Here is a 26,109-nt window from a genome sequence, read left to right as displayed (position 1 = left end):
GGCTGCAAGGGACGGATGATGACCCAGGAAGAGGACCCGGCGGATCCCCTGCTGGCGGCAATTGGTACGCTGCGCCGCGAACTCGTCGGTTGGATCGACTCGCGGCTTGACCTCCTCAGGAAGGAACAAGCGGCGGGTCATCGAGCGGACGCGCAATCCGAGCGGATCGCGGTGCGCACGCCAACGGTCGACGGCGGCGTCCAGGCACGAACGCAGGTCGCCCCGGCCGCTCCCCAGACCGGCGACGACCCCAGGCTCCGCCTGGACGCACTGGCGAGACATCTCGGCGAGCGTTTGCGGTTCGCAGAGCCGATCCCCGAGGGCGGCCGCGACGGGGATCGAGAGAAGTCAGCCGGATGACCAGGGTTCCCTCGAGCTGGAGACTCGCCGACGTGTCCATCGATCCGACGTTCTGCCTGTTCCATTCCGGGTCCCGCCCCCTGGCGATGCCCGTCGAGCACGTCGCGGAGATCACCGAGGTGGGCCCACTGGTGCGAATCAGCCGATGTCCGCAACAGGTCGCGGGGCTCTGCGTGTATCACCAGCACGTGCTCCCGGTCCTCTCCCTCGGCGGCGGGCTCAGGATCCCGGACGAGGTGGCCCTGGTCGCCCAGACCGAGGCAGGCCTCTGGGCACTCGGGGTGGATCGGGGCGGAACTCAGATCGTCACCGCGAGGCCGGCCCGGCACGACCCCGCGCGGGATGAGTCGGGCGTCGTCACGGTCGGGCTGGTCCGACGCGAGGGGGTCGATCACGGACTGATCGACGCCGAGGCCACCTGGCGGAGCTTCCGGGCGATGATCGAGGGAACATTCCTCGCCCCGGCGTCGACCCTTCCGAATTCAGCGAGGAGCTGAGGACTCATCATGACTCTCTCGAGGCGATGGATCCCGTTCGGTGTCCTCCTGGGCCTGGCCGGCGCCGGGGCCGGCCAGGGGGCTCGCGCCGCGATCGGCGCGACCCCGGGGATCGTTGCGGACCTCGCGGCCGGGGCCGTGATGGGGGGGCTGATCGCGGCACTCGCCGCGAGCTCCGTCCTCGGCGCAGCGGCCCGCCGGATCGCGGCACTGTCGGATCCGGGATGCGAAGAGCCGGCCCGGGACCTCGGGCACGCCCAACTCGACGCGGGGATCTCCACGCTGTCGAGGACCCTGGACGAAGCAACCGCAATGCGAGAGGACTTCGCCAAGTCGGAGCGGACAGCCCGCCAGTACTGGGCCTCGCTCCACGGATCGGGCACCGCGATCAGGCCGGAGAACGCCCTCTCGGAGGTCGGTGCCCGTCTCCCCGCGGTGCTCGAGACGTTGCGGCAGACGGCGATGGCCATCCATCAGGACGCCTCCTCGCTGGAGGAGCTGAACGAGCGTGTGGCCTCCGGCGCCGCCGACCAGTCCGACGCGGTCACCCGCACGGCCTCGGCCGTCGAGGCCCTTTCCGAGAAGATCGATCGGATCTCCCACAACGCCGACGAGGCCCTCCGCGCCTGTGAGCGATCCCGTACCGAGGCCCGTCGCGGGCTCGAGCAGGTCCACAGCGTCAGCGAGGGCATGGACCGGCTACTTGCCCAGATCGAGGTCAACGGCCGGACGGCGAAGCGACTCGAGGAGCGATCCGAGGAGATCGGCGCCATCGTCGACCTGATCCGGGGCATCTCGAGCCGGACCGACATGCTCGCCCTCAATGCCACGATCGAGTCCGTCCGCGCCGGCGAGCACGGCCGGGGCTTCGCCGTCGTCGCGGAGGAGATCCGCAAGCTCGCGGAACGTGCCGCCACCGCCACCCGCGAGATCGGCACCATCGTCGAGGCGATCCAGGCCGACACTCACGAGAGCTTGCGGGCACTCGGCGAGGAACAGGCCGAGATGCAGCGCGAAGGCGACCGCGTCCGCGAGACCGGCGTCGCGCTCGACCGGATCAGCCAGGTCGCGGAGGACTCGGCCCGGCTCGTCGAAGGGATCTCGCGATCCACCAACGACCAGGTCATCGCCACCCAGGAGCTCGTCCGCGCGATGCAGCGGATCTCCGACGTGACCCACCAGACGCTCGAGCGGACGACGAGGTCCAGGGCCTCGCTCAGGGCCCTCGTCAAGTCGTGCGAGCCCTGGCAACGGCTCGCGACCGCGCCCTCCGAGCCCGCCCCCGGACGAGACCCGTCGCCGCCCGGTCACCTGCCGGCCCCGCTCGGACCACGCCGGGCCCGCGAGCTGGCCTCGAGCGAGGCGCGCCCATGAGCCAGGCCGCGACGGAAGCGACCCCGGTCGCGGCCCGGATCGACGAGATCGCCGATCGGCTCCAGCTCGCGATCCTTGGCGAGCCGGCGCCGGCCGATCTCGGCCCGGTCCGGCGGGCGCTCGCCGACCTTGCCTCGGATTGTCGAGGGCCCCGGCCGGCCCTCGCGAGGGCACTCTCTCGACTCTCCACGCTGACGGAGCTGTGGGAATGCCGGGCCGCGGAGCCTGACGGTGCGGCCGATGAGATCGGCCTCTTCTGCGTGAAGGCCATGGCCCAGCTCGCCCGCAGCGAGGCCCGTGGCGGCGACGACGACGAGGTTGCCGCCCGGCTCCTCGAGCAATCGTCGGCGTCGTGGGGCGATTACCTCTGCCTCCTGGAGGACGCGTCCGCCGACGCCGCCGGAGATTCGGTCTCGCTCCAGGGCATCGACGGCGAGCCCGAGCGAGAGGGACGACAGGACACGGACCCCGAGCCGGACCTTGACGAGCCCCCCGCGATCGACGCTCAGGCCCTGCTCCGGCTCTTCGGGGCGACCCCCTCGGCACCGCCGAATGCGCCGCCCCCGGTGGCTCGCGTCGAGCCCACCCAGCCGCGGGCGACGCCTCCCCGTGCCGAGGTCGCTCCGGCTCTCGTCATCCCCCCCCTGCCCCGCGGCCTGGACCTGGACGACGAGATCCGCGAAGCATTCCTCGCGGACGCCACGGACCTCTTCGAGCGGATCCAGTCGCTGGTCCTGGACGTCGGCGCGGGGGGCGGCTCTCCCGAGTCGTTCCGCGAGCTGGGCCGCTGCCTCCACACTTTGAAGGGGGCAGCGGGGAGCGTGGGCCTGGGCGAGCTCTCGGCCCTGGTCCACGGGCTGGAGGAACGTCTGGACGGGGGGCGCGACGTCCTCCCACCCGGACTCGTCGAGTTGCTCCACGGGACGCTCGCCTACCTCGAGGGCCTCCTCGGCCTGCTCCGCGGCGGCCATCGAGCCGCCGCCCCGCCGGCCGAAACGCCCCCGGTGACCGTTCCCGCGGAGGCCGTCACCCGTCCCGAAGCCCCGACCTCGTGCGGCTCCGAGGCCCCGGCGACGGCCCAGGAGGGGCCGATTCGGGTGGCGTCGGCACGGTTCGACGAGCTGCTCGATGTGGCTTCGGAGCTGATCGCCCGGCGACGGTCCTGGATGGGCCAGGCGGAGTCGCTGAAGGCCGTCGCGGCGATGGCCCGGGGCCTCCGCGGCCGGATGCACGCCTGCCTGGACCGGCTCCATGAGGCCGGCCTCGGCCGCGAGGACCGGGCGACCGGCGCGATCAACGGCCCACGATCTCGCCGCGTCGACGTCCCTGCCCAGCTCCGAAAGCTCGGCGAGCTCGACGATGACCTCGCGGTGATCGCCGAGACGGCCATGGCCGCGGCCACCCCCCTGGCCGACCACGGCGACGCCCTCGGTCGGCTGACGATGCAGCTCTGGGACGAGCTCCAGTCGATCCGCATCGTCCCGGTCAGGGGCCTCTTCCAGCGGCTGGCGCGGGTGGCCCTCGACGCGGCCAGGGTGGAGGGACGGCAGATCGAGGTCGCCATGGTGGGGGACCAGGCGGGCCTGGATCGCGCGGTCCAGGACAAGGCCTACGAGCCGCTCCTCCACGTCGTCCGCAATGCGGTCGGACACGGCATCGAGGCGCCCGAGGAGCGAGCGCGGGCGGGCAAGCCGGCCGCGGGCAAGATCACGCTGGAGGCCCGCCGCGAGGGGAACGGCCTGGCGATCTCGGTGCACGATGACGGCCGCGGCCTGGACCACTCGGCGATCGAGGCCAAGGCGCGCCGCCTCGGGCTGGTCGCCCCGACGGAGACCCCCTCGGTCGAACGGCTCAACGAGCTGATCTTCCATTCCGGCTTCTCCACCAGGGACGCGGCGAATGCCATCTCCGGCCGCGGCGTGGGGATGGACGTCGTCGCCCGCGAGGTCGGGCTCCTCCGCGGCACGATCGAGCTCAGGACCGAGCGCGGCCGAGGCACGCGGATGACCGTCCGCCTGCCCGGCCGCCTGGCGCTCGAGACCGTGATGATCGCCCGGGTGGACGGCCAGGCCTTTGCGATACCGGTCGCGCTCATCGAGCACGCCCAGCCGATCGAGCCGAAGGACCTGGGGGAGGACCGGTTCCCGTTCCGGGGCGGCGAGATCCCCCTGGCCGACGCGAGGGAAATCCTCGGCGTCGCCACCACGCCGTGGCCGGCGTGGCCTAAGCTTCTTGTGGTCCGATCGGCCGGCGGGCCGGTCGGTCTCGTCGTGGACGCGATCGAGGGGACCGAGGAGCTGGTGATCAAGCCGCTGAACGCACTCCTGAGTGGCCATCCCCTTGTCTCGGGGACGAGCGTCCTCGCGAGCGGGGAGGTCATCTGCGTGTTGAACCTGGCCGGGCTCCACGGTGAGGCGGAGGGGCCTCGGATCTCGCCGTCCGTGGCGGGCAACCCGATCGGCGCCATCGACCGTGCCGGCCGGCCGGTGCTGGTCGTCGATGATTCGATCAGCGTCCGCCGCGTGATGGCCCGGCAGCTCCGATCCCTCGGATTCGCCGTGGACGAGGTCTCCGACGGGCAGGAGGCGCTCGTCCGCCTCCGCGACGGGTCGTACTGTCTGGTCGTGACCGACCTGGAGATGCCCCGGCTGGACGGGTTGGGGCTGCTTTCGGAGATCCGCCGGATCGCCTCGCTGGCGACGATCCCGGTGATCGTCGCCAGCACCAGGTCCGACGAGGAGACGCAGCAGAAGGTCCGATCGTTGGGGGCGAGGGCATTCCTCCCCAAGCCCGTCGATCCCGCGGCGCTCGCCGAAGTCGTTAGGGGGTCGGTCCCCCGGCCCGACAGGCCCGCAGGCCCCGGAGACAACCGCACCGCGGAGGAGCCATGGAAAGCCCGCTGATTCTCGTGATCGACGACAGCCAGACGATCCGCAAGATGGTCGAATGCCACCTCTCCCAGGCCGGCTACCGGGTCATCATGGCCCCGGCCGCGGAGATCGGCGTCGAGATGGCCCGGGCCGAGCGCCCCGACCTCATCCTGCTGGACCATCAGCTCCCGGGGACGACCGGCGACGAAGTCTGCCGCGAGCTCCTCGGCCGCGAGGAGACCGCGGCGATCCCCGTGGTGATCAGCTCCGCCATGCGGAACCGGGCCTTCGCCCAGTACACCGAGTTCACCAACGTGGTGGACCAGATCCCCAAGCCGTTCACCCCGGAGCTGCTCAAGAGCGGCGTCGCCAACGCCCTTCAGACCGGGGCCATGGTCGTCCAGGCCCAGCGGACCGGCTGCGCCATGCCGGAGGCGGTGAGCGAGGTCCGCGATGCGTCGCTGGAGGGGACCACCGCCGCCTTCCCCCTCCGCGCCGTCCTCGACTTCCTGAACCACAGCCGTCAGTCCGGACGGCTGACGCTCGAGACCGGCCGGGATCGGATCCGCTTCGCCCTGGCCGCCGGCCGCGTGCAGGCCGTCTATTCGACGACCGTGGGCCCGGACGACATCGTTGCCGCGCTCCCGGAGGAGCTGGAGGACCTCGCCCCGCTGCTGGCGCTCACGCTCGGCGAGCAGCAGGACCCGTCGATGTCCGGCCTGGTGAAGCTATTGGAGCGGAGCCTGTCCGACCCCCGCCGGCTCCGCTCGCTCCTCCGCATCCAGGCGGCCGTCCTGACCCACAGGGCGATCGAGGGTGAGCCGGGCAAGTTCGCCTTCGAGCCCGCGTCGGCCCTGCCGCCGATGTTCCAGGCGATGCCCCTGCAGACGAGCGTGGCGGCCCTGATCGTCGAAGGGGTGCGGGCCTGCGGCTCGGGAGTCGACCCGGGCGAATGGGGCGGCCTGGCCTTCGCAAGGCAGACCGTCCGCGGCGGCAGCAGCGACCGCACGGGGCTCTCCAATGTGGACGTCAAGATCCTCACCCTGCTCGACGGCAATCAGCCGCTGAAGGAGGTCGCCCGGCAGGCCGGACTCGACCTGGCCGACGTCGCGGCGGTCGTCCGGGGCTTCGAGCTCGCCGGAATGGTGGAACGGCGGACGCCCAGCTCCTCGGAGGCCATCCTGGCGCTCGACGACGACCCCGAGAACGCCCGCCTGATCCAGCATGTGCTCGGCCCGGAGGGGACGAACCACCAGGTGAAGCTCGTCCGCGACCGGGTCGCGGCCCAGCTCCTGCTCCGCCGCCAGGCTTTCAACCTGGTGATCCTGCCGCTCGACCGGCCGGAGCATGAAGCCTTCTTCCGGCAATGCAAGAGCCAGTGCCCGGCGGGCTCGCGATTCATCGGCGTCGCCAGCATCGAGGACGAGGCCGAGCTCGCGCGGCTCGACGCCATGGGCCTCGACGGCGTGCTCCACCGGCCGCTGAGCGAGGCGGACCTTCGGGCGACGGTGGAACATCTGACGCGGTCCCCGGGGTCCCGGATGGGAGTCGCCTGACATGAGCCCGATCCAGGTGTTCGACGAACGCGACCAGGGCGAGCGGGACGACCCCGATGGCGGCCTCCTGGAGACGATCTCCCTGCTCCAGGAAGAGGTCGCGCGACTGGAGGCGGAGCTGCTGGCACGGGACGACGACGACCGGGGCCGATCCTCCGCGGACGCGCTCGTCGAGTCGGCGAGGGCCGAGGCGGAGCGGGCCGCCCATGACGAGCTCGATCGCCTGCGCACGGAGCTGGCGGGCCGCGACGAGACGCTCAACCTGGTGCTCGACCAGCTCCGGCTGGTGGAAGAGGCAGAGGCCGCCGGGCGGGCGGAATGGGAGCAGCTCGCCGCCTGGGTCGCCGACATGGAGGAACGCGTGGAGCGTGCCGAGGTCGCCCCGGCCTCGGCCGCGACCGAGGAGGTGGAACGGCGCCGACGCGAGGCCGAGGACCTTCGGGCCGAACTAGGCCGCGAGCGGCGGGCCTGGTCAGAACGGCAGGCCGAGCTGGAGCGCGAGATCGAGCGTGTCCAGGAACTGCTCGCCGCGGCACCCGGCAAGGGGGGCGGGGACACCGCCGGCCCCACGGCCGAGGCGATGGAGGCCATCGAGGCGGACAACCGCCGGCTCCGAAAGCTCCACAAGGCGCTCGAGGCGGAGGCGGAGGCGCGGCTGGCCGTTCTCCGCGAGGAGCTCGATTCGGCCAAGCGGCAGGCCGAGGAGGCGAGCGGCCAGCTCATCGTCGTCCAGGACCTCCGCGACCGCGAGCAGCGCGAGTACGAAATCGCCGTCGCCTCGCTCCGAGCCCAGGCCACCAGGGCCGCGGCGGCGGACGCCGCCCGGCCTGGGCCCGTCGCCTCGGCCGGCCACGGCGAGCTGGAGCCGGACATGCGGATCCACGCGTTCCGCCAGCACCTCAAGGAGATCCACGAGCGCGAGGCGGAGGCCAGGCGCAACAGCGGCCTGTCGGCCAGGCTGGCCAGGCTCTGGGGCCGGACCGCCCCCGAGCGTTGACCCGTCACCAGGAACCCAGAGGTGGACATCGTCCATGGATCCCGCCGCATCGAAGTCGAAGCGTGAGGACCTGCCCTCGACGGCATCCGCATCCTCCACGACGGGTTGGATTCGCGACCTGGAAGAACTGCGCCGGACCTTGCTCCTCCGGATCCAGCTCATCGAGGACCAGGCCCGCAAACGGCCCTCGGGCGGCGCGGAGTCGACCCGGGCGGAGGCGGAGTTCCGCCGCAAGGTCGAGGAGCTGGAACGCGAGCGGGACCGCCTCCTCGAGGACTCGGAGAATCAGGCTACGAACTGGAAGGAGCGGCTCGAGCGGCTCGAGGACGATCGCAAGCTCCTGTCCGACGCCTGGCAGAAGCTCGAGCGTGAGCGGATCGAGGCGGCCGGCGCGGGGCGTGGCCGCCAGCGGGCCTCGAGTTCGAGCCAGGTCACGCCCCCGGTGGCCGCGGGGCACCAGGACCGGACGCGGGACGGCTCGGCCGCGGCCAACCCCGTCGCGGAGTCGATCCTCCGCCAGTTCCAGACCCTATGCCAGGATGTCCGGCGCGCGTCGGACATGCGAGGTTCCCCAAGGTAGGAGGGAGGACGTTCGGGCCATGCGTGCAGAGCCTTCGGTGATCGATCGCCTCCCGGACGGCCGGGAGGAGGGACGGAAGCGGCCGTCGGGGACGATGAAGGCGGCCCTCCCTCCGCGGCCGGGCCTGGGCGCGCGCCTGCTCGGCTGGCTGTCGCCGCGGCCGCGACGCGCGACCGTGCCGGCCAGCGGGACGGAAGCCGCAGGGCCGGACGGCCGCGAGTCCACGCGCAGCATGGCCGCCCGGCTCATCGCGGACGACCGCTACAGCTTCGTCCTCCTCGCGGACGCGTCCGGCCGCGTGACCGAGCCGGATGCCCTCGCCGCCTGGAAGGTGCTCGGCTCGCAGATGGCGATGGTCCCGGCGGGGAACGTCCCGGTGATCCGCTGCGACGGGAGCCTCGATGTGGTCGATCTGGGCGGCTTCTTCATGGATCGTTTCGCCGTGACCAATCGCCAGTACCTGCGTTTCGTCCAGGCGAAGGGCTATGACGACCTGGAGATCTGGCCGAGGGAAGTCTGGCCGAGCGTCGCGCGGCTCACGGACCGCACCGGCCGCGCCGGGCCCAGGGACTGGGAGCACGGCAAGTTCCCGGCGGGCCGGGGCGAGCATCCGGTCGTCGGCGTCTGCTGGCATGAGGCCGTCGCCTACGCGCGGTGGGTCGGCAAGCGGCTCCCCACCGCCGCGGAGTGGCAGAAGGCCTGCGGCTGGCCGGAGCATCTCGGCGGCGGGACCTGCAACCGGTATCCGTGGGGGAACGTCTTCGAGCCGGCCCGCGCCAACGTGTCCGCCTCGGGCTCCGGCCATACAGCCCCGGTCGGCGACTTCGCCTCCGGCGCCACGCCCAACGGCATCTACCAGATGACCGGCAACGTCTGGGAATGGCTCGACGACCCGCTCGAGACGATCCCGTGCCTCCCGGGCGAGTCCTTCCAGCCCTGGAAGCCGATGCGGCGGATCCTGGGCGGAGCGTTCGACACCTACCTCCCGGGCGAATCCGCCTGCCAGTTCATCACCGGACAGGGCGAGCTCGACCGCCGCGACAACATCGGTTTCCGCTGCGTGCTTCCGCTGGACCAGCTCCGGCCCTTGCCCTGAACGACCTTCCGCACTCGCACGAATACGTCCCACGATCGCCCGGATGCCAGGGGGAATCCCGCCATGCCCGCCCGCCCCTACCTGACCGAGTACAACCGCCAGCAGAGCAGCCAGGGCTGCCCCCTCTGCGGCGGCCACATCTACGAAGGGGAGCCCTGCGCGGCCTGCTTCCTGCCGTACAAGGTGACCGAGTCGATCCGCTCGCGGACCACTCCGCCCCGATTCGTCGTGGTCCTTGGGCCCACCGGCGTGGGCAAGACGGTGTACCTCGGCATGCTGCTGGACTTGCTCTCACGCGGCGCGACGGGCCTCCGCGGACTGTCCCGGAGCCCGTTCTCCCTGGCCCTACATCGCAATCTGATCCTCGCCCTGGAGCGGCAGCGCTTCCCCGAGAAGACTCCGGTGGAGACCGATCGCTGGCAGTGGATCCACTGCGAGATCCTCCCCGCGAAGGGCCGTTCGGCGGTGGACATCGTCACGCCCGACGTCGCCGGCGAGGCCGTGACCGAGGAGATGGAAGACCCCGGAAGCCACAAGACCATCCGCGCCCTGATGTCCTGCTGCGCCGGGGTGGTCATCCTCATGGATCTGGTGCAGGTCGTCGCCGACGGCCAGGCCCAGGAGATCTTCGCCATGCAGCTCGTGAGCTACCTGGAGGCGCTCCGGCCGGGACGGAAGAAAGGGCGGAAGGTCGACGTCCCGGTGGCCGTCGTCTTCACCAAGGCGGACCTCCTGGACGACGGGATCGCCGACCCCGTCGCGTTCGCCAAGGGCAATGTGCCGGGCCTCTACGGCCAGTGCCAGGCGCGGCTGGAGCGGGTCACCTACTACGCGTCTGGCGTGGCCGGTTCTTCCGCGAAGGTCGTGGACGACTCGGGCCGCGAGAGCCTGGTCCCGCTCCGGGTGGAGCCGCGGGGGATCATCGAGCCGTTCGCCTGGATGGTCGGCCAGCTCGACGCCTGACCGCGGGGGGATGTTCGTCGATGTGGGCCGAACAAGCGATCTTCACGTCGATCCTCCGGCAAGGCCGGGGCGGATATCATCTCATCGCCCGGTCCCCGGGCGTCGGCGACGAGGATGCCCATGCGATCTCGCGCTGGTCACCGTCCCACGGGTCGCTGGACCTTGATGCCGAGAATTCGGCCGGCGTGAGCTTCTACGCCCTGCCGAGCGGCCGCTTCGCCCTGGCCCGGAGCTGCGAGGGCCCGCCGGAATACAGCGGACGCGGCGGCTTGCAGCTCTACACTCACACCCTGGTCCTCGACGAGAAGGCGATGAACTCGGTCGGCTGGCAACCGCTCGCGGCCTATCAGAACGCCATGGCCGTCGGCGCCCTCATCTACGACGCGTGCCCGCCGATTTCGCTGCGTACGGTGCGGATCCCGGAGCTGTTCGTCCCGCTCGGGCCGAAGGACTGGGAGGCGCGCGGGATCACGCTCAAGCTGCCGCCGCTGAGGCCGATCCGCGACCGGATACTCGCCGGTCGTCCGATCCAGGTTGCACACGCTGGCGACCGCGTAGACCTGGCGACGTGCCTCCTCGGCATGCTCACCCCGGAGCTGCGTCGCAAGGTCAGCTTCGCCGCGAGCCTCCAGCCATCGACCGTCCGGCCGTTCCTGCTCTCGATCGTCCGCCCCGAGCGGCAACGCCCGTGATCGTCGGTCGACGGGCACCGTTCGGCGTCGCGAGGACTCGGCCGAGATCCGCGGCCGGAATGCTCGCCGCCTAGCTGCTCGCGCTTCGATACGACCTGAGGGCATGCTGGAAGAAGGCCCGGCTGAACCAGAGCAGGAGGACCGCGGAGGCCACCGAGAGCGCGACCATCGCCGGATCAAGGACCCGCACCATCACGTTGGCCGGGACGTTCGACACCAGCAGGATCGGGATCAGGAAGGTGAAGACGTCTCCGAGGGCCGCGGCCCAGGGCCCCTTGTAGATCTCGCGAGGATAGCGGGCCAGGCTGGAGAATAGCCACCACATCTCCATCAGGCTCTGGTTCCGCACCAGCCAGACGGAGAGCGACGTCAGCACGAGCATGCAGCTATAGGCGATCACCGTCCCGGCGGCGAACGTCACGATGAACGCGGCGACGCGGCCGGCGTCGAAGGCCCATCCCTTCTGCACCAGGGCGATCCCCATCAGCACCGCGCCCATGATGATATTCGGGAATGTCCCCCAGTCCACGCGGCGGAAGCTGATCAGGAACTGCTCGTCGATCGGGCGGAGGAGCAGGAAATCCAGGTCGCCCGTCCGCACGAGCTCGGCGAACTCGTTGCAGTTCTCCAGGAAGAGCGTCTCGATCAGGCCGTTGAGGGCGAAGTAGCAGCCGACGAAGAAGAAATACTCCGGCTCGGACCAGCTCGCCACGTAGCTCGTGCGGGCGAACACCGTCCGGTAGAAGGCCACCATGATCCCCAGCCAGAGGATCTCCACCGAGATCTTGACCAGGAAATTCCCCCGCATCGAGAGCTCGCGAGTCAGCGTGTAGCGGGCGAGATGCCCGAACAGCCTCAGGTATCGGGACAGGCCGTCGAGCACGTGTCAACCTCCGTAGGCGCTGTAGCGCTTCAGGCCCAGGCGATAGAGCGTCCGGCAGAGGAGCATGAAGCCGACGGCCCAGGCCAGCTCCAGCAGGAGGTGCCCCACGAGCGCCCAGCCGGTGACCTTCCCCAGGAAGACGACCGCCGGGAAATAGGCCATGTACTGGAACGGCAGCGCCTTGAGGAGGCTCGACCAGGGCTCGGGCAGCAGGTCCAGCGGCAGCATGTGGCCGGAGATGAAGAAGTTGAGCGTCATCACGATGTAGAGCAGCGAGGTGACCTCCAGGAACCAGAACCCCACCATGCCCACCGCCGCCTCGAAGTAGAAGCCGACCAGGAACGAGAGGATCAGCGACGCCCCGTACGCCGCCAGCGTGACCGGGTCCGGCAAGCCGTCGAAATAGCCGCGGCAGACGAAAAAGAGCAATCCATAAGGGAGGAACGACATCGTGATGTACGCGACCTTGTGGGCGATCCGGTACGAGAGTAGGTAGCCGATCATGTCCACCGGCTGGATCAGGTAGCGTTTGAGCGTCCCCTCGCGGACCTCGCGCGCGATGCCGCCGGCCAGGCCCGGCATGCTGGAGAACATCCGGCTGATGTGGGTCAGCAGCAGATACGCGATCATTTCCCGATACTTGAATCCGGCCAGGTTGTCCTGCCCCGCCCCCTCGTAGATGGCCTTCCAGAGCAGGATCGTGGTGATCAGCGGCAGGAAGCGGAGGACCGTACCCAGGAGGAAATCCGCCCGGTACGTCATCCGTTCCACCAGCGAGACCCGGAGGATCCGGACGTACTTCCGGACCGTCGATACCAGTCCGCCCATCGCGGGGGCGGGGACCGGGGGCGTGACGGAAAGGGTGTCAGGCGGCGTCATGCGAGAGCTTCGCCTCCTCGAAGACCCGGGCGATGACCTCCTCGAGCGGCGGGTCTTCGACGCTCACGTCGGCCAGCTCGTGGCGGTCGAGCACCGCGCCGAGCATCTCGGCGACCCGGGGGCGGTCCACCTTGATCTCGACGAAGGGGCCCTCGCGGCGGATCACCTCGCCGAACTGGTCGAGGCCCTCGGGCGCGGGGCCCGCGAACTGGAGCTTCACCAGCTTCCGCTCGCCGAACCGCTCGATGATCCCGGAGAGGTCGCCGTCGTACACCACACGCCCCTGGTTGATCACCAGGACGCGGTCGCAGAGGGCCTCCACGTCCCGCATGTAGTGGCTGGTCAGGAGCATGGTCATCCCGCGCCGCTCGTGATAGTCGCGCAGGCACTTCTGGATGGCCGCCTGGGCCACGACGTCCAGGCCGATGGTCGGCTCGTCGAGGAGCAGCAGCCGCGGGCCGTGGAGCAGGGCGGCGATCAGCTCCATCTTCATCCGCTCGCCCAGCGAGAGCTCACGGACCGCCTGGCGGGTCAGCTTCTCGACGCCGAGGAGTTCGGTCAGCTCCCCCAGGGTGCGGTTGAACTGGTCGGCCGGGATGGAGTAGATCTCGCGATGGAGCTGGAAGCTGTCGGCCGCCGGCAGGTCCCACCAGAGCTGGTTCTTCTGGCCCATCACCAGCGCGAACTGGCGGCGGAAGGCGTCGGTCCGCTCCCACGGCACGAAGCCGAGCACCCGGGCGGCGCCGCCGGAGGGATAGACCAGGCCGGAGAGCATCTTCAGGGTCGTCGTCTTGCCCGCGCCGTTGGGGCCCAGGAAGGCGACCATCTCGCCGGGCTCGATCCGGAACCGGACGTCGTCCACCGCGCGGACCTCGCGGTACTCGCGCCGGTAGAGCCCCCGGAACGCGCCGAGGACCCCCTCGCGCTTCTGGAAGACGCGATAGGTCTTGGTCAAACCGTCCACCTCGATGATCGCCATGCGTCGTGCCATCCCGTCCGCTTCGCTGGATCAGATGTCGATATCCTTGGCCGTGTACGCTTCTTCCATGATGAACTTGAAGCGGGCCTCCGCCTCCTTGCCCATCAGGTCGCTGACCGTCCGATCCGTGTAGGGGCGGTCGTCCTCGTTGACGACGACGCGGAGCAGCCGGCGGGTATCCGGATTGAGCGTGGTCTCGAAGAGGAGCTTCGCGGGCATCTCGCCCAGGCCCTTGAAACGGGTGATGTTCGGCTTCGCGTTCTTCGGCATCTTGCCCAGGATCCGGTCGCGGTGGGCATCGTCGGAGGCCCAGTAGATCTCCTTGCCCCAGGCGATCCGGTAGAGCGGCGGGCAGGCCAGGTAGACGCGCCCCTCGGCGAACAGATTCGGCACGTGGCGGTAGAAGAAGGTGAGCAGCAGGGTGGCGATGTGGTGGCCGTCGCTGTCGGCGTCGGTCAGGAGGATCACCTTGCCGTACCGCAGGCGGCCGGGGTCGAACTGGTCGTCCAGGCCGCAGCCGAGGGCGCTGATGAGGTCGGTCAGCTCCTTGTTGTCCAGGACCTTGGCCTTGCCCGCCTGCTCGGCGTTGAGGACCTTGCCGCGGAGCGGCAGGATCGCCTGGATGGAGCGATCCCGGCCCTGCTTGGCGGAACCGCCGGCGCTATCGCCCTCGACGATGAACAGCTCCGAGTATTCCGGGTCGGTGCTGTCGCAGTCGGCGAGCTTGCCGGGGAGGTTGAGCCGGCCGCTGATCGCCGTCTTCCGCCGGACCTGGGAGGCCGCCGCGCGGCTCGCCTCGCGGGCGCGGGCCGCCTGGATGACCCGCGCGGCGATCGCGTCGCCGACGCTCTTGTTCTTGAGCAGGAAGCTCTCGAGCGCGGGGCGGACCATGGACTCGACCTGGGCCCGGACCTCCGGGTTGTTGAGCCGCCCCTTCGTCTGCCCCTGGAACTGGGGCTCGCGGACGCAGACGGCCAGGACCCCCGTCAGCCCCTCGCGGATGTCCTCCCGCTTGATCTCGGTCCCCTTCTTGACCAGGTCGTGAGTCTCCATGAACCGGAGGACGGCGGTGCCGACCCCCGAGAGCATGCCGAGCTCGTGGGTCCCGCCGTCGCGGGTCGGGATGGTGTTGACGAACGAGCGGATGTCCTCGTCGGTCGCCTCGGTCCAGGCGAGCGCCAGGTGGCAGCGAAGGCCGTCCTCCTCGTCCTCCCGCTCGAGGACGAACGCGAGCGGCGCCACCCGGTTGTCGTTCCGCTGGGCGGTGACGGCGTCGAGGAAATCGGCGACGCCGCCGTCGTGGCGGAACTCGACCGACGTCTTGTTCTTCTGGTCGACGAACTGGATCACCAGGCCCTTGTTGAGGTAGGTCTTCACCTCGAGCCGCTCGGCGATCAGCGCCGTGTCGAAGTCGAGCGCGGCGAAGACCTCCGGGTCGGGCGTGAAGGTGATCGTGGTGCCGGTCCCGCGCGAGGGCTCGCCCTTCTCGACCGGCCCCTGCGCCTTGCCCTTGCGATACTTCTGGGTGTAGGTCGTGCCGTCGCGGCGGACCTCGGCGATCAGGGTCTTCGACAGGGCGTTCACGACGCTGGCGCCCACGCCGTGCAGGCCGCCGGCGACCTTGTACGCGTCATTGTCGAACTTGCCGCCCGCATGCAGGGTGGTGAGGATCACCTCGAGCGCGCTCTTGCCGGTCTTGGGGTGATTGTCCACGGGGATGCCGCGGCCGTTGTCGGCGACGGACATCGTCCGGCCATCGGCCTGGAGGGTCACCACGATCCGGCTGGCGTGGCCGTTCATCACCTCGTCGACGGCGTTGTCCACGATCTCCCAGAGCAGGTGGTGGAGGCCCGCCTTGTCCACGCCGCCGATGTACATGCCGGGCCGGCGGCGGACGGCCTCCAGGCCCTCGAGGACCGTGATCGACTTGGCGTTATACGTTCCGCTGGACATGGAGCCATCACCCTCGGATTGCGGTCAGTCGTCCTGTCCTCAATTATCGGCCGCCGTCTCGCCGACCTGGTCCTGCGGCGGGATGGGCTCGACCTCGGCCGGGAGCACGGCATCGATCGAGCCGCGCTGGAGGATCGCGTAGCCGTGGCCGCCACGACCGGTGACGGGGTAGCGGGTGGCGCGGACGATCTGGGTCGCGCCGCGGTTCGTGCGGACGGTCAGGCCCTCGCGCTTCTTGTTGGCGAGGACGAATCCGACGACCTGGTCCTTGGCGTTGAGCCGGATCGCGGCGACGCCGCGGGCGGCGCCGGCGACGACGTTGGCCTCCACGACCGGGAAGATCAGGACGCGGGCCATGCGGGTGGCCAGGCAGACGTTCTCGGAACCGTCGGTCGCCTCCACGCCGACCACGCGGTCCCCCTTGAACGACGGATCGAGCTTCGCCACCACCCTCCCCTTCCGGGTCGAGATCGCCGCCAGCGCGGCCAGCGAGAACCGGAGCACCTTGCCGCCGGCCGTCAGGGCGATGCCATAAGGAGGAGGCGGCAGGGACGGGGCGGCCGCGTGGGGGTGCCCGTTCGCACCGCCGTCGCCGTTGGCCTGGCCGTTAGCGGGCGCCTCCCCATTTGCGCCCGCGTCGCCATCGCCGTCGCCGTCATCGAAGATCCGCTGCACCATCTTGGGCGCGGTCTGGGGATGCTTCGACGGATCCGGCAGGCAGCGCGGGTCGTGGCAGATGACGCCGACGATGTGCTCCTGATCCTCGAAGGCGAACTGCTTCTGGATGGGCTCGCCGTGGCCGGTCGTCATGGGGATGTCGTTGACCCGGAGCGTGTAGGCGCTGCCGCGATCGGTGAAGAACGTGATCGTCTGGCGGGCCCGGGCGCGGTAGACCCAGCCGACCGTGTCGTCGTCGCGGACGCGGATGCTGGCGACGTCGGCGAACGACCGCTGCCGCTTGGTCCAGCCCTCGCGCGTGATGATGACCCAGGAGTCCTCGTCGACGATGTAGTCCTCCTCGCGGAACTCCATCGGCGCCGACGGGGCCTCGATCCGCGTCCGGCGGGCGTCGCCGTAGGTCTTGGCGACCTGCTTCAGCTCGTCGCGGATGATCGCCCACCGGGCGGGCTCGTCCTGGAGCAGCTTCTTGAGCTCGGCGGCTCGCTTCTTCTTCTCGCGAAGCTCCTGGAGGATGTCCTTGATCTCGAGCTTGCCCAGTCGGTAGAGCTTGGTCTCGAGGACGGCATCGGCCTGGATCTCGGTCAGGCCGAAGCGGGCTATGAGCTTGGGGGCGGCATCGGACTTGCCGTCGCTGGCCCGGATGATGGCGATCGCCTCGTCCAGGTTGTTGAAGACGATCGCGAAGCCTTCCAGGATGTGGATCCGCTCGAGCAGGTTCTTGAGCTCGAACTCGAGGCGGCGCGTCACCACCTCCATCCGGAAGTCCAGGAAGTGCTGGAGGATCGTCTTGAGGTCGAGCCGGGCCGGGACGGCGACCTCGGCCCCGGCGGCCGGCAGCAGGCAGGTCAGGTTGACGTTGTAGTTGATCTGGAGCAGCGTGTTCTTGTAGAGGTACGCCAGCGCGGCATCCGCGTTGGCGCCCGGGCGAAGCTCCAGGACGATCTGGATGTCGTCGGTGCTCAGGTCCTTGACGTTGACGAGCTGAGGGACCTGCCCCTTGCTGATCAGCTCGCCGATCCGCTCGACCAGGGCGTCCTTCTCGATGCCGTAGGGGATGGCCGTGATGATCACGGAGTTGGGCCGATCCGGGTGCTTCTCGTAAGTGCCGCGGAGCTTGATGGAGCCCTGCCCGGTCGCGTAGATCTGGCGGATGTCCTCCGGGCCGTTGAGGATCGTGCCGCCGGTGGGGAAGTCCGGGCCGAGCACGTACCGGGAGAGCTTCTCCGCCGGCAGCTCGCGATTGTCCAGCAGGGCGACCAGGGCGTTGCAGACCTCTCGGAGGTTGTGCGGCGGGATGTTCGTCGCCATGCCCACGGCAATGCCCGCCGCCCCGTTCACCAGCAGGTTGGGGAACTGCGCCGGCAGGACCTCGGGCTCCTGCTCCGTGGCCGCGTAGTTGGGCCGGAAGTTAACCGTCTGGTCGCGGAGCTCCGTCAGCAGGGCCATGGCGATCGGCGTCAGCCGGCACTCGGTGTACCGGAAGGCGGCCGGAGGATCGCCGTCGATCGAGCCGAAGTTGCCGTAGCCGTCGACGAGCGTATGCCGGACGCTGAACGGCTGGGCCATGCGGACCAGAGCATCGTAGATCGACTGGTCGCCGTGCGGGTGGTACGTCTTCATCACCTCGCCGACGACCGCCGCGCACTTGATGTAGCGGCTCTCCGCCGACACGTGGAGATCGGCGTACATCGCGTACAAGATCCGTCGCTGCACCGGCTTGAGGCCGTCGCGGATGTCCGGCAGGGCACGCGAGGTGATCACGCTGAGCGCGTAGTTCAGGTATCGCGTGCGGGCCGCTTCCGCCAGCGGGACATCCTCGACGAAGACGTCTCGCCTCACCTTCCGAACCGGATCCTGCCCCGCTCCGCGGTTCCGTTTGCCCATCGATCGGCTCTCGTCCCCTTCCCGAAGTCCCGCACCCTCGGCAAAATCCGCACGATCTCACCAAGTCGGCGAGGAATCACAATACCAGTTTATCGGCGGACCGCACAAGGAATAATGTACAGAATTTCAGTTGCGGCTCAAGAGGCAGTCGATCCCGTCATCTCAAACGATCGATGAGGTGACTTACATGCTCGTCGAGATTTCAGTGCATAGGGAGGTAGGCCGCTATCAATCCAGTTCAATCCCCATCTCGCGGAGTTTGGCGGCCAGTCGATCGGCCCGCAGCTGCTCCTGGTCGGCCCGCTGCCGCTCCTGGTCGGCCCGCTGCCGCTCCGCCAGCCACAGGGATTCAAGCTCCAGGTATGTCAGGAATGGCCGGCCGTCGGGGCGATAGATTTTGAGGGAATCCGGTCCGTCTCCGGGTTCGAATCGGACGCCGAGGCGAGGGCTCGTGAAGCCTGCGATCGATTCGATCTCCTCGAGTCCTGAATCTCCTCGCAACCAGCCCGTGAGCTCTCCGCGATCCGGATCGTAGTGGTAGTACTCCTCGACGCCGTAGTGCTCATAGAACCGAAATCGACGGACTGCATCCGACATCCGATTGCCGGGGGAATGGACCTCGAAGACGACCTGAGGGGCGACGCCATCCTCCAGCCACTGCATGTAAGAGCCCCGTTCCCCTTTCGGCCGGCCGATAACAACCATGGCGTCGGGGGCGGTCCGGATTTTCGGTTGACCTTCGACGGCATACCAGAGGAGGTCGCCGGCCACGAAGACATCGGCACGGTCGCGAAAGAGGGACTCGAGCCCCTCCTTGATCGTGACGATCCACCGGAACTGCGTGGTGTTGTCCGACATGGGCTGTCCGTCGCTATCGGGATACTCGACATCGAGCGCGACCGCGGGCCTGGCCGCCAGCGTGGGCGTGAGCGCATCCATGGGTCCGAGACTCATGTTACCCTCGACTACTGGGACGTGAGACCGAGACGATTCTCATTGCTTCATTTTCCCACGCGACGCGGCCGTCGCCCAGATCGAATCCCGCGGGTTGGCCTGGCCTCGGCTGGCGGATAGTCTTTGAGGAGGTATCAAGGACGACCGGGCCCGACGTGCGGATGACTCCTGATGAGCGAAATCAACCGTCCCCTGGATCGTACTCTCGCTTTCGCCCGGGAGACTCGGCGATTGGAGATCGAGCCCGGCATTCGCCATCGCGCGGCCGAGATCCACACTCTGCTCTTCGGCGACGTGCCGGCGATCGTCGTGGCCGATGAGCGGACGTACCAGGTCGCAGGAAACGATGTTGTCGAGAGCTTTCGGAGTGCGGGGCAGCCGCCTGAAGAGCCGGTCCTCTTTCCGCCTGAAATCGTCGCGGAGGATGCTCGGCTCGATGCGTTGAAGGGTGCACTCTCGAGGACCGAAGCGATCCCTGTCGTCGTCGGCTCGGGGACGCTGAACGACCTGACGAAGCTGGCGGCGCATCGCCTCGGTCGGCCGTACATGGTCGTCGCCACGGCGGCCTCGATGGACGGCTACACGGCGTTCGGGGCCTCGATCCTGCACGAGGGATCGAAGCAAACCTTCGCATGCCCCGCACCGGCGGGGGTCCTGGCGGATCTGGACGTCATCGCGCGAGCCCCGCGAGGAATGAACGCCGCGGGCTACGCCGATCTGCTGGCCAAGAATGTCGCCGGGGCGGACTGGATCCTCGCGGACGCAGTCGGCGTCGAGCCGATCGATCCGACCGTCTGGGAGATGATCCACGGCCCGTTCCGCCGCTGGGTCGATTCCCCGGCTGGGGTCGCACGAGGCGAGCCCGAGACGCTGCGGCAACTGGTGATCGGCCTGATGACTACCGGCCTGGCCATGCAGCAGGCCCGATCCAGCCGGCCGGCCTCCGGCGCAGAGCACCAACTCAGCCACCTCTGGGACATGCAACATCATACGCATCTCGGTTCCATCCCATCCCACGGCTTCAAGGTGGGACTTGGCACGCTGGCCTCGCTGGCTCTCTATGAGGACTTGCTGACTCGCGATCTCCGCAATCTGGAGATCGACCAGACCGTCGATTGCTGGCCGACCCTGGAGCAACACAACGTTCGGATCAAGGCCTCATTCGGCTCCGGCCCACTGGCGGTGAAGGCCCACGAGGAGACACGGGCGAAGTACCCGCATCGCGACCAGCTCCGCACCCAACTCACGAGCCTCCGTGAGGGATGGCCCGAGCTTCAGCGGCGGCTGAGGCATCATCTCATCCCACTTCGGCAGGCGCGCCGGATGCTGCTCGAGGCAGGTTGCCCTTTCGAGCCCGATCAGATCGGCATCCCTCGCGAACGCCTGCACGCCAGCTTTGAGCAGGCGTCATTCATTCGCCGACGTTTCACGATCCTCGACCTGATCCAGCGACTCGGGCTCCTGGACGCAGCCATGGGGCGGCTGTTCGGTCCCGAAGGAGTCTGGCCACTGAAGCCCGACTCCGACCTTTTCACGGTCTGAGGGGCCACGCCTCCAGCGACTTCAGCCTGGCGGTGCCGCCTTCGGCGAAGAGGCCGACCCCACGGCTGTCCGGCCGGGGAAAAACCTGGTCGGTGATCACGACGTCCCCGCCGTCGGCGAAGACCTCGACCGACGTCGCGTCCACGAAGACGTGGAGGTAGACGACCTGCTCCGCTCTCCCGGTCGGGAGCTTCGCCCCATGCCTGCCGGGGAAATCCCGGCTGAACGCCACGTTGCCGGACCGCGCCCGATCGACGAAGACCTCGCCGGCCTTCCGATCCACGCCGACGATCGTCTCCTCCCCCTTGCCCGTGCGGACCTTGAGGCCGAACGTGTCGGCGTCTCCCGCCTCGATGACGGCCATGAGTTCCAGCGACGTCCCCTCGACGCCCTCGGCGGCGAGCGTCATGGAGCCCGGGGGGACCGCGCGAGGGCCCAGCTCGATCTTCGGCCCCCGCAGGGCCTCGAGCGACGGATGCGGGATCTGCATCAGCCTGTAACCGTCGTCTCTCCTGCTCAGCCGGACCTGGCGAGGGATCGTCATCGCGCCTCGCCATGGCGAGGTCGGGATGTCGTTGGCGTATTGCCAGTTGTTCATCCAGGCGATCCAGACGCCGTCGGCCCCGTTCCAGGCCTGGGCGGCGTAGAAGTCCTTGCCGCCGTCGACCCAGAGCGGCGGCTCGTCGGGCTTCCGATCGGCGCGGAAAGTCCTGCCGTCGAAATCGCCCACGAAATACTGGCCGCCGGATCCGCCATGGGGCGCCCCGGGGTTGACGTCCACCTTCAGGACCCAGCGGGTCTGGCGGGTCATCCGCTCGACGTGCACTTCGATCAGCTCCGGGCACTCCCAGACGCCGCCGACCGCCCCGGCCGGGCCGAAGTCGCTGAGCATCTCCCAGGTCTTGAGGTCGCTTGAGCCCCAGAACCTCACCTTGTGCTGGTCGGCCAGCACGGTGGCCATGATCCAGCGCCCGGTGTCGTGGTGGTAGAAGACCTTCGGGTCGCGGAACTCCTTCGAGCCGATGTCGAGCACCGGGTTCTTCGCGTACTTCGTCCAGCTCCGGCCCAGATCCAGGCTGTACGCCAGGTTCTGCGTCTGCTTGCCCAGGCCGTCGCCCGTGTAGGCCGCGACCATGGGGGCGACTCCGTCCCGGCCGAGGCCCGAGGTGTTGGTCCGATCGAGGACGGCGCTCCCGGAGAAGATCATGATGCCGTCGGCCTCGCGGAGCGCGATCGGCAGGTGCTGCCATCGATACAGGTCCCGGCTGACGGCGTGTCCCCAGCTCATGTGCCCCCAGCGGTCCCCTTCGGGGTTGTGCTGGTAGAACAGGTGATATTCGCCGTCGACCAGGACCAGGCCGTTGGGGTCGTTGATGAAGTTCCGAGGCGGCGTGAAGTGATAGAGAGGGCGCCCGGTCTCAGGCTCATCGCCGATGGCCGCCGCGGCCAGGAGGAGAGCCGCGGCGGAGGCGAGGACCGGCAGCACGATCGTCTGACCCATCAAGGCTCAACCTCCGGTTCGAGGGCCGATCGAGATCCGATGCCCGCATCACCCGATCCCCAGCTTCTTCTCCATCTCCTCGAGCGGCACACCCTTGGTCTCGGGCATGATGAAGAGGACCCAGAGGAGCTGAATGAACATCATCACCATGTAGATGGCGAAGGTGGTGCCGGGGCCGAGGATCTCGAGCTCATACGGGAAGATGCCGGCGATGATCGCGGCCATCACCCAGTGCGTTGTGCTGCCGAGCGCCTGGCCGTCGGCCCGAACCCGGTTGGGAAAGATCTCGCTGATGAAGACCCAGATCACGGCACCCTGCCCGAACGCGTGCGCCGCGATGAACAGCAGGAGTCCGCCCAGCACCAGCGCGATCCCCGGCCCGGTGAAATTGCCGCCGTAGGTGTAGAAGGCCAACGCCGTGATGCCAAGGCCGAGGATGTAGCCGATCGAACCGGCCAGCATGAGGGCTCGCCGCCCGAAGTGGTCGATCACGAGCATCGCCAGCATCGTGAAGACCAGGTTCGTGGTCCCGACCGCGACGGCGTTCAGGAGCGCCGCGTCCTTGGCCACGTTGGCCATCCCGAAGATCTTGGGCGCGTAATAGAGGACCGCATTGATGCCCGAGAGCTGATTGAACATGGCGATGGCGATCGCCAGCATGACCGGGATCCGGTAGGCCGGCCTGAACAGGGAGTTCCCCTTCTTCAGGTGTTCCGGGTCGATCGAGGAGCGGATCTCGGCGACCTCCTGGTCCACGCCGCCCCCGTCCACGCCCAGTCTCAGGAGCGCGGCGCGGGCCTCGTCGTCGCGGCCCCGGCCGATTAGCCAGCGGGGGCTCTCCAGGGTGGGGAGCACCAGGACGAGGAACGCGAACGACGGAATCGCGAGCACGCCGAGCATCCACCGCCATTCGTTCTCGCCCAGGCTCAGCCGTGCGATCCCGTAGTTGATGAGCTGCGCCAGCAGGATACCGAGGCAGATGTTGAACTGCTGGACCGCGACCAGCCGCCCGCGGAACCGCGCGGGGGAGATCTCCGCGATGTAGAGCGGCGAGACCACGGAGGCCGCCCCCACCGCCACGCCGCCCCAGAATCGGAAGAAGAGGAATGAATACCAATCCCAGGCCAGGGCTGTCCCCAGCGACGTGACCAGGTACAGGATTGCCACAAGAACCAGGGCCTTCTTCCGCCCCCAGACGTCCGCAGGACGGCCGGCGAAAATCGAGCCGAAGACCGTGCCGATGAGCGCGATGGCCACCGTGATCCCCAGCGTCTTCGAGCTCAGGTCGAATACCCGAACGAGGGCGTCGTTCGTCCCCGAGATCACGACCGTGTCATAACCGAAGAGGAGCCCGCCGAGGGCGGCAATGAGCGCGCTGGCGATCAAGGTGCTCGACATCGAGCTCCCGGCAGAGGGGCCTGTCGTCGCGGGGCTAGGTTCGTGGACGTTCAAGAGCCGACCTCCGGGGAGTGAGGGATGAGGACCTTCAAATCGTCCGGCAGGGCGGGCGTCCCGCCGGGTTGGGAACAGACGTAAGCGGCCACCTTGCTGGCGTGTTCGTTGATGGCGTCGAGTGATCGGCCGGCGAGCAGGCCGACCACCAGGGCGGCCGTGAACGCGTCCCCCGCGCCGACCGTGTCGCTCACCGTGACGGAGACGCCCGGGTGGTCCGACCAGAATCCGCCGGACATCAGCAGGCTGCCGGCCGGCCCGCGCGTCAGGGCCACCAGCGAGAGGCCGAAGCGGTCGGCCAGCGCGGTGATGACCTCGCGCGTTCCTCCCGGCAGGCCGAACATCGTCGCCAGGGCCGGCAGTTCCTGGTCATTGAGCTTGAGCGCATTGGCCAGTCGCAGCGACTCCTCGATGACGTCCCGATCGATGAACGGGGCGCGGAGGTTCACGTCGAAGATCCGCAGCGTCTCGGGCCGGCTGGCCCGAATCAGGGCGCGAATCGACGACCGCGATGGCTCGTCGCGCTGGGCCAGGCTCCCGAAGCAGACGGCGTCGGCCGCCGCCGCCCGGGCCCTCGCCAGGTCGGTGGCCTCGATGCGGTCCCAGGCCACGTCCGACCGGATGGTGTAGTGGGGTTGCCTCGCCTCGTCGAGCTTGACCTCGACGGTCCCGGTCGGGGCCTTGGGATCGACCTGCACGGTGTCGGTCGGCAGGGTGAGGGTACGGAAGCGTGCCAGGACTTCCCGCCCGAGCTCGTCATCCCCGATCCGCGTGACGAGACCGGCGTCGGCCCCGAGCGATCGGCACTGGAAGGTGAAATTCGCCGGGGCGCCGCCGAGTTGCTTGCCGGAGGGGAGCATGTCCCAGAGCACTTCGCCCAGGGCCAGGACCTTGTACGACATGGTGATGCCTCGCCGCTCCGACCGCACGCCCGCCGATGCCCCCTCGGGCCGTTGGCGGCATCGTGTCATCTCGCAGATCGATCGTTGGATAAGGTTCGACCCCCAGAAGCTAACGGCGCCGCCGAGCCGGAGCCAGGAGGTTCCGCCGAAATCCGCCTCCTTCTCAGCGAGATGTCGACCCCGCCGACGCCAGGCGGATGAGCATCCCGCCGCCCCCCTTCAGGCGAAGCTCGGCGCGGGGGCCGGTCGCCGCGGACCAACCGCCGGTCGCGGCGTTGAAGACCTCGAGCGGAGCCGGCCCGACCAGGGTCGTCGTCCGATCCGCCCGGTAATCGAGGTTCACGACCACGACGTGCGTGGCGGTCGGACGTGCACCGCTCCTCGCCCCGGCCGGGCCGAACGAGCCGAGGAGGATGCCTCGAGCCCGATCACCGGACCGGAACGGCTCGGGCGAGACCGGCGGGACGAGCTGAAACGGCGAGTCGTCCGGTAGAGGCACGGCACCGGGGGGCTGCATCCCGGCGTGATGGACGGCCAGCGACCGGAGCGGTTGAAGCTCGCGGGCGATCGCGGTGAATTCGCGATTCAAGGTCTCCAGGGCCCGGTAGCGCGCGGTCGGCTTGCCATCGTCGCCGATCATCCCCCCCTCGTGAGCCGGGTAGTGATAGACGTAGTAGGAGATCCCCTGCGCCCCGTAGGCGAGCGTGGTGTAGACGAGGAACCGCATCTCCTCGGAGCCGGGGACGCGCGGGCTTGTCGGTGACGCCGCGGCGCCCGGAACCCACGAGCTCGCCTGGACGATATTCAGGAAGGGCAGGCCCGAGGCGAGCGCCCGATCCCGGACCAGGGACAGGTTGAGGAAGTAATCCGGCGCGTCGTCGCCCCGGCGGAACTGGTAGTGGTCCCAGCTCAAGAGCCCGGGCCGGACCGTCTCGACGAACCGCCGCAGGTGCTCCTCGTAGGCACGGAGGATCGGCCCCTCGACGCCGAGCTGCTGGTTGTTCGCGTAGGTGGGCAGCAGGTTGATATACGCGAGATGCGCCGGGTCGCGCTCGCGGAGGAAGGCCACGAGCCTCCCGAGCGCCGGGAAGGCCGAGGCGCTCGGCTCGTCCACGACGTGGTAGGCGTACAAGGCCGGATGGCTCCGGAGTCGATCCACGAGCGCCGTCAGGGCCTCGCGGCGCTTCGGGTCGTCGAGCGACTCGGGCGCGATCAGGGGATCGGTGAACAGCCCGCGAAGCCGGTGGCGACGGGCCACGTCCAGGTCTTCGGGGCGGCTGCACCAGGCAAGGTTCCACCCCCCCGCCACGATCTGGTCGGCCGCGGCGTCGTCGAGCGGTCCGCCGCCGGGATAGCCGGGACCGGCCCAGTATGCGACGATCGGCTCTCCGATCTTCCAGGGCTCCGCGGCCCGCGCGGCCGAGAGCGGCGATGCCAGCACCAGGATCCCGATGAGCGACCCGACCCCACGATGACCGATCATGATTGTCTCCCGGGGCGGGACCTCCGCCCTC

Annotated in this window: 21 protein-coding genes; 11 read left to right on the top strand and 10 right to left on the bottom strand. The window is 69.2% G+C overall.

From position 1 onward, the window contains the following. The first annotated feature begins 15 nt into the window (after positions 1-15). The 10 genes from G6O54_RS10815 (at position 16) to G6O54_RS10770 (ending at position 10,985) form a co-directional block, all read left to right on the top strand. Positions 16-360 (top strand): hypothetical protein, encoded by a 345-nt coding sequence (locus tag G6O54_RS10815; RefSeq protein WP_165224522.1) that lies wholly within the window; start codon positions 16-18, stop codon positions 358-360. Then, a complete protein-coding gene (locus tag G6O54_RS10810; protein WP_165224519.1) occupies positions 357-857 on the top strand; it encodes a chemotaxis protein CheW in 501 nt (166 codons plus the stop codon). The genes G6O54_RS10815 and G6O54_RS10810 overlap by 4 nt, the downstream gene beginning before the upstream one ends. 9 nt (positions 858-866) lie before the next feature. Then, positions 867-2,231, top strand: a complete 1,365-nt coding sequence (locus G6O54_RS10805) for a methyl-accepting chemotaxis protein (protein ID WP_205678736.1) — start codon at positions 867-869, stop codon at positions 2,229-2,231. Then, positions 2,228-5,134, top strand: a complete 2,907-nt coding sequence (locus tag G6O54_RS10800) for a hybrid sensor histidine kinase/response regulator (protein ID WP_165224516.1) — start codon at positions 2,228-2,230, stop codon at positions 5,132-5,134. Before G6O54_RS10805 ends, G6O54_RS10800 begins: the two co-directional genes overlap by 4 nt. Next, positions 5,119-6,657 (top strand): response regulator, encoded by a 1,539-nt coding sequence (locus G6O54_RS10795; protein ID WP_165224513.1) that lies wholly within the window; start codon positions 5,119-5,121, stop codon positions 6,655-6,657. The genes G6O54_RS10800 and G6O54_RS10795 overlap by 16 nt, the downstream gene beginning before the upstream one ends. Position 6,658: 1 nt before the next feature. Further along, on the top strand, positions 6,659-7,654 hold the full coding sequence (locus G6O54_RS10790; RefSeq protein WP_165224510.1) for a coiled-coil domain-containing protein: 996 nt from the start codon (positions 6,659-6,661) through the stop codon (positions 7,652-7,654). A 34-nt stretch (positions 7,655-7,688) separates the two neighbouring features. Next, a complete protein-coding gene (locus G6O54_RS10785) occupies positions 7,689-8,234 on the top strand; it encodes a hypothetical protein (RefSeq protein ID WP_165224507.1) in 546 nt (181 codons plus the stop codon). A gap of 19 nt (positions 8,235-8,253) precedes the next feature. Continuing rightward, entirely contained in the window at positions 8,254-9,330 is a 1,077-nt protein-coding gene (locus G6O54_RS10780; RefSeq protein ID WP_250846823.1) for a formylglycine-generating enzyme family protein, read from the top strand. Between the two features lie 63 nt (positions 9,331-9,393). Then, positions 9,394-10,293: a TRAFAC clade GTPase domain-containing protein gene (locus tag G6O54_RS10775; protein WP_165224504.1), complete on the top strand. Its 900-nt coding sequence runs from the start codon at positions 9,394-9,396 to the stop codon at positions 10,291-10,293. A gap of 20 nt (positions 10,294-10,313) precedes the next feature. Beyond that, positions 10,314-10,985: a GAP1-N2 domain-containing protein gene (locus G6O54_RS10770; protein WP_165224501.1), complete on the top strand. Its 672-nt coding sequence runs from the start codon at positions 10,314-10,316 to the stop codon at positions 10,983-10,985. A gap of 70 nt (positions 10,986-11,055) precedes the next feature. On the opposite strand, the gene G6O54_RS10765 is transcribed toward G6O54_RS10770, so the two are convergent. The 6 genes from G6O54_RS10765 to G6O54_RS10740 all read right to left on the bottom strand — a co-directional run bounded on the left by G6O54_RS10765 (position 11,056) and on the right by G6O54_RS10740 (position 19,183). Beyond that, positions 11,056-11,868 carry an ABC transporter permease gene (locus G6O54_RS10765; RefSeq protein WP_250846822.1) on the bottom strand — a complete coding sequence of 271 codons (813 nt, stop codon included), beginning with the start codon at positions 11,866-11,868 and terminating at the stop codon, positions 11,056-11,058. Positions 11,869-11,871: 3 nt separating this feature from the next. Continuing rightward, positions 11,872-12,747: an ABC transporter permease gene (locus G6O54_RS10760; protein WP_165224498.1), complete on the bottom strand. Its 876-nt coding sequence runs from the start codon at positions 12,745-12,747 to the stop codon at positions 11,872-11,874. Continuing rightward, positions 12,734-13,726 (bottom strand): ABC transporter ATP-binding protein, encoded by a 993-nt coding sequence (locus G6O54_RS10755; protein ID WP_165224629.1) that lies wholly within the window; start codon positions 13,724-13,726, stop codon positions 12,734-12,736. Before G6O54_RS10755 ends, G6O54_RS10760 begins: the two co-directional genes overlap by 14 nt. 30 nt (positions 13,727-13,756) lie before the next feature. After that, on the bottom strand, positions 13,757-15,679 hold the full coding sequence (locus G6O54_RS10750; protein WP_165224495.1) for a DNA gyrase/topoisomerase IV subunit B: 1,923 nt from the start codon (positions 15,677-15,679) through the stop codon (positions 13,757-13,759). Between the two features lie 39 nt (positions 15,680-15,718). Next, positions 15,719-18,244 carry a DNA gyrase/topoisomerase IV subunit A gene (locus G6O54_RS10745; protein ID WP_165224492.1) on the bottom strand — a complete coding sequence of 842 codons (2,526 nt, stop codon included), beginning with the start codon at positions 18,242-18,244 and terminating at the stop codon, positions 15,719-15,721. A 228-nt stretch (positions 18,245-18,472) separates the two neighbouring features. Continuing rightward, entirely contained in the window at positions 18,473-19,183 is a 711-nt protein-coding gene (locus G6O54_RS10740; RefSeq protein WP_165224626.1) for a Uma2 family endonuclease, read from the bottom strand. Between the two features lie 186 nt (positions 19,184-19,369). Here G6O54_RS10740 and G6O54_RS10735 point away from each other — a divergent pair, with 186 nt between their 5' ends. Then, entirely contained in the window at positions 19,370-20,740 is a 1,371-nt protein-coding gene (locus G6O54_RS10735) for a sn-glycerol-1-phosphate dehydrogenase (protein ID WP_165224489.1), read from the top strand. On the opposite strand, the gene G6O54_RS10730 is transcribed toward G6O54_RS10735, so the two are convergent. The 4 genes from G6O54_RS10730 to G6O54_RS10715 form a co-directional block, all read right to left on the bottom strand. Next, positions 20,730-22,241 (bottom strand): glycoside hydrolase family 32 protein, encoded by a 1,512-nt coding sequence (locus G6O54_RS10730; protein WP_165224487.1) that lies wholly within the window; start codon positions 22,239-22,241, stop codon positions 20,730-20,732. The genes G6O54_RS10735 and G6O54_RS10730 overlap by 11 nt on opposite strands. Positions 22,242-22,289: 48 nt before the next feature. Next, a complete protein-coding gene (locus tag G6O54_RS10725; RefSeq protein ID WP_165224485.1) occupies positions 22,290-23,639 on the bottom strand; it encodes a sugar porter family MFS transporter in 1,350 nt (449 codons plus the stop codon). A 50-nt stretch (positions 23,640-23,689) separates the two neighbouring features. After that, positions 23,690-24,595 (bottom strand): carbohydrate kinase family protein, encoded by a 906-nt coding sequence (locus tag G6O54_RS10720; protein ID WP_165224483.1) that lies wholly within the window; start codon positions 24,593-24,595, stop codon positions 23,690-23,692. 163 nt (positions 24,596-24,758) lie between these two features. Next, positions 24,759-26,078: a hypothetical protein gene (locus G6O54_RS10715; RefSeq protein WP_165224481.1), complete on the bottom strand. Its 1,320-nt coding sequence runs from the start codon at positions 26,076-26,078 to the stop codon at positions 24,759-24,761. Positions 26,079-26,109 lie beyond the last annotated feature (31 nt).

It is taken from the genome of Aquisphaera insulae (assembly GCF_011064615.1).
Taxonomy (GTDB): domain Bacteria; phylum Planctomycetota; class Planctomycetia; order Isosphaerales; family Isosphaeraceae; genus Aquisphaera; species Aquisphaera insulae.
This window is presented reverse-complemented; position numbering and strand designations above follow the sequence as displayed.

What these genes read in the sequence shown, in the direction of transcription:
- G6O54_RS10815 (WP_165224522.1), top strand. Translation starts at nt 16, where the DNA reads ATGATGACCCAGGAAGAGGACCCGGCGGATCCCCTGCTGGCGGCAATT.
- G6O54_RS10810 (WP_165224519.1), top strand. Translation starts at nt 357, where the DNA reads ATGACCAGGGTTCCCTCGAGCTGGAGACTCGCCGACGTGTCCATCGAT.
- G6O54_RS10805 (WP_205678736.1), top strand. Translation starts at nt 867, where the DNA reads ATGACTCTCTCGAGGCGATGGATCCCGTTCGGTGTCCTCCTGGGCCTG.
- G6O54_RS10800 (WP_165224516.1), top strand. Translation starts at nt 2,228, where the DNA reads ATGAGCCAGGCCGCGACGGAAGCGACCCCGGTCGCGGCCCGGATCGAC.
- G6O54_RS10795 (WP_165224513.1), top strand. Translation starts at nt 5,119, where the DNA reads ATGGAAAGCCCGCTGATTCTCGTGATCGACGACAGCCAGACGATCCGC.
- G6O54_RS10790 (WP_165224510.1), top strand. Translation starts at nt 6,659, where the DNA reads ATGAGCCCGATCCAGGTGTTCGACGAACGCGACCAGGGCGAGCGGGAC.
- G6O54_RS10785 (WP_165224507.1), top strand. Translation starts at nt 7,689, where the DNA reads ATGGATCCCGCCGCATCGAAGTCGAAGCGTGAGGACCTGCCCTCGACG.
- G6O54_RS10780 (WP_250846823.1), top strand. Translation starts at nt 8,254, where the DNA reads ATGCGTGCAGAGCCTTCGGTGATCGATCGCCTCCCGGACGGCCGGGAG.
- G6O54_RS10775 (WP_165224504.1), top strand. Translation starts at nt 9,394, where the DNA reads ATGCCCGCCCGCCCCTACCTGACCGAGTACAACCGCCAGCAGAGCAGC.
- G6O54_RS10770 (WP_165224501.1), top strand. Translation starts at nt 10,314, where the DNA reads ATGTGGGCCGAACAAGCGATCTTCACGTCGATCCTCCGGCAAGGCCGG.
- G6O54_RS10760 (WP_165224498.1), bottom strand. Translation starts at nt 12,747, where the DNA reads ATGACGCCGCCTGACACCCTTTCCGTCACGCCCCCGGTCCCCGCCCCC.
- G6O54_RS10755 (WP_165224629.1), bottom strand. Translation starts at nt 13,726, where the DNA reads ATGGCGATCATCGAGGTGGACGGTTTGACCAAGACCTATCGCGTCTTC.
- G6O54_RS10750 (WP_165224495.1), bottom strand. Translation starts at nt 15,679, where the DNA reads ATGTCCAGCGGAACGTATAACGCCAAGTCGATCACGGTCCTCGAGGGC.
- G6O54_RS10745 (WP_165224492.1), bottom strand. Translation starts at nt 18,244, where the DNA reads ATGGGCAAACGGAACCGCGGAGCGGGGCAGGATCCGGTTCGGAAGGTG.
- G6O54_RS10740 (WP_165224626.1), bottom strand. Translation starts at nt 19,183, where the DNA reads ATGGATGCGCTCACGCCCACGCTGGCGGCCAGGCCCGCGGTCGCGCTC.
- G6O54_RS10735 (WP_165224489.1), top strand. Translation starts at nt 19,370, where the DNA reads ATGAGCGAAATCAACCGTCCCCTGGATCGTACTCTCGCTTTCGCCCGG.
- G6O54_RS10730 (WP_165224487.1), bottom strand. Translation starts at nt 22,241, where the DNA reads ATGGGTCAGACGATCGTGCTGCCGGTCCTCGCCTCCGCCGCGGCTCTC.
- G6O54_RS10725 (WP_165224485.1), bottom strand. Translation starts at nt 23,639, where the DNA reads ATGTCGAGCACCTTGATCGCCAGCGCGCTCATTGCCGCCCTCGGCGGG.
- G6O54_RS10720 (WP_165224483.1), bottom strand. Translation starts at nt 24,595, where the DNA reads ATGTCGTACAAGGTCCTGGCCCTGGGCGAAGTGCTCTGGGACATGCTC.
- G6O54_RS10715 (WP_165224481.1), bottom strand. Translation starts at nt 26,078, where the DNA reads ATGATCGGTCATCGTGGGGTCGGGTCGCTCATCGGGATCCTGGTGCTG.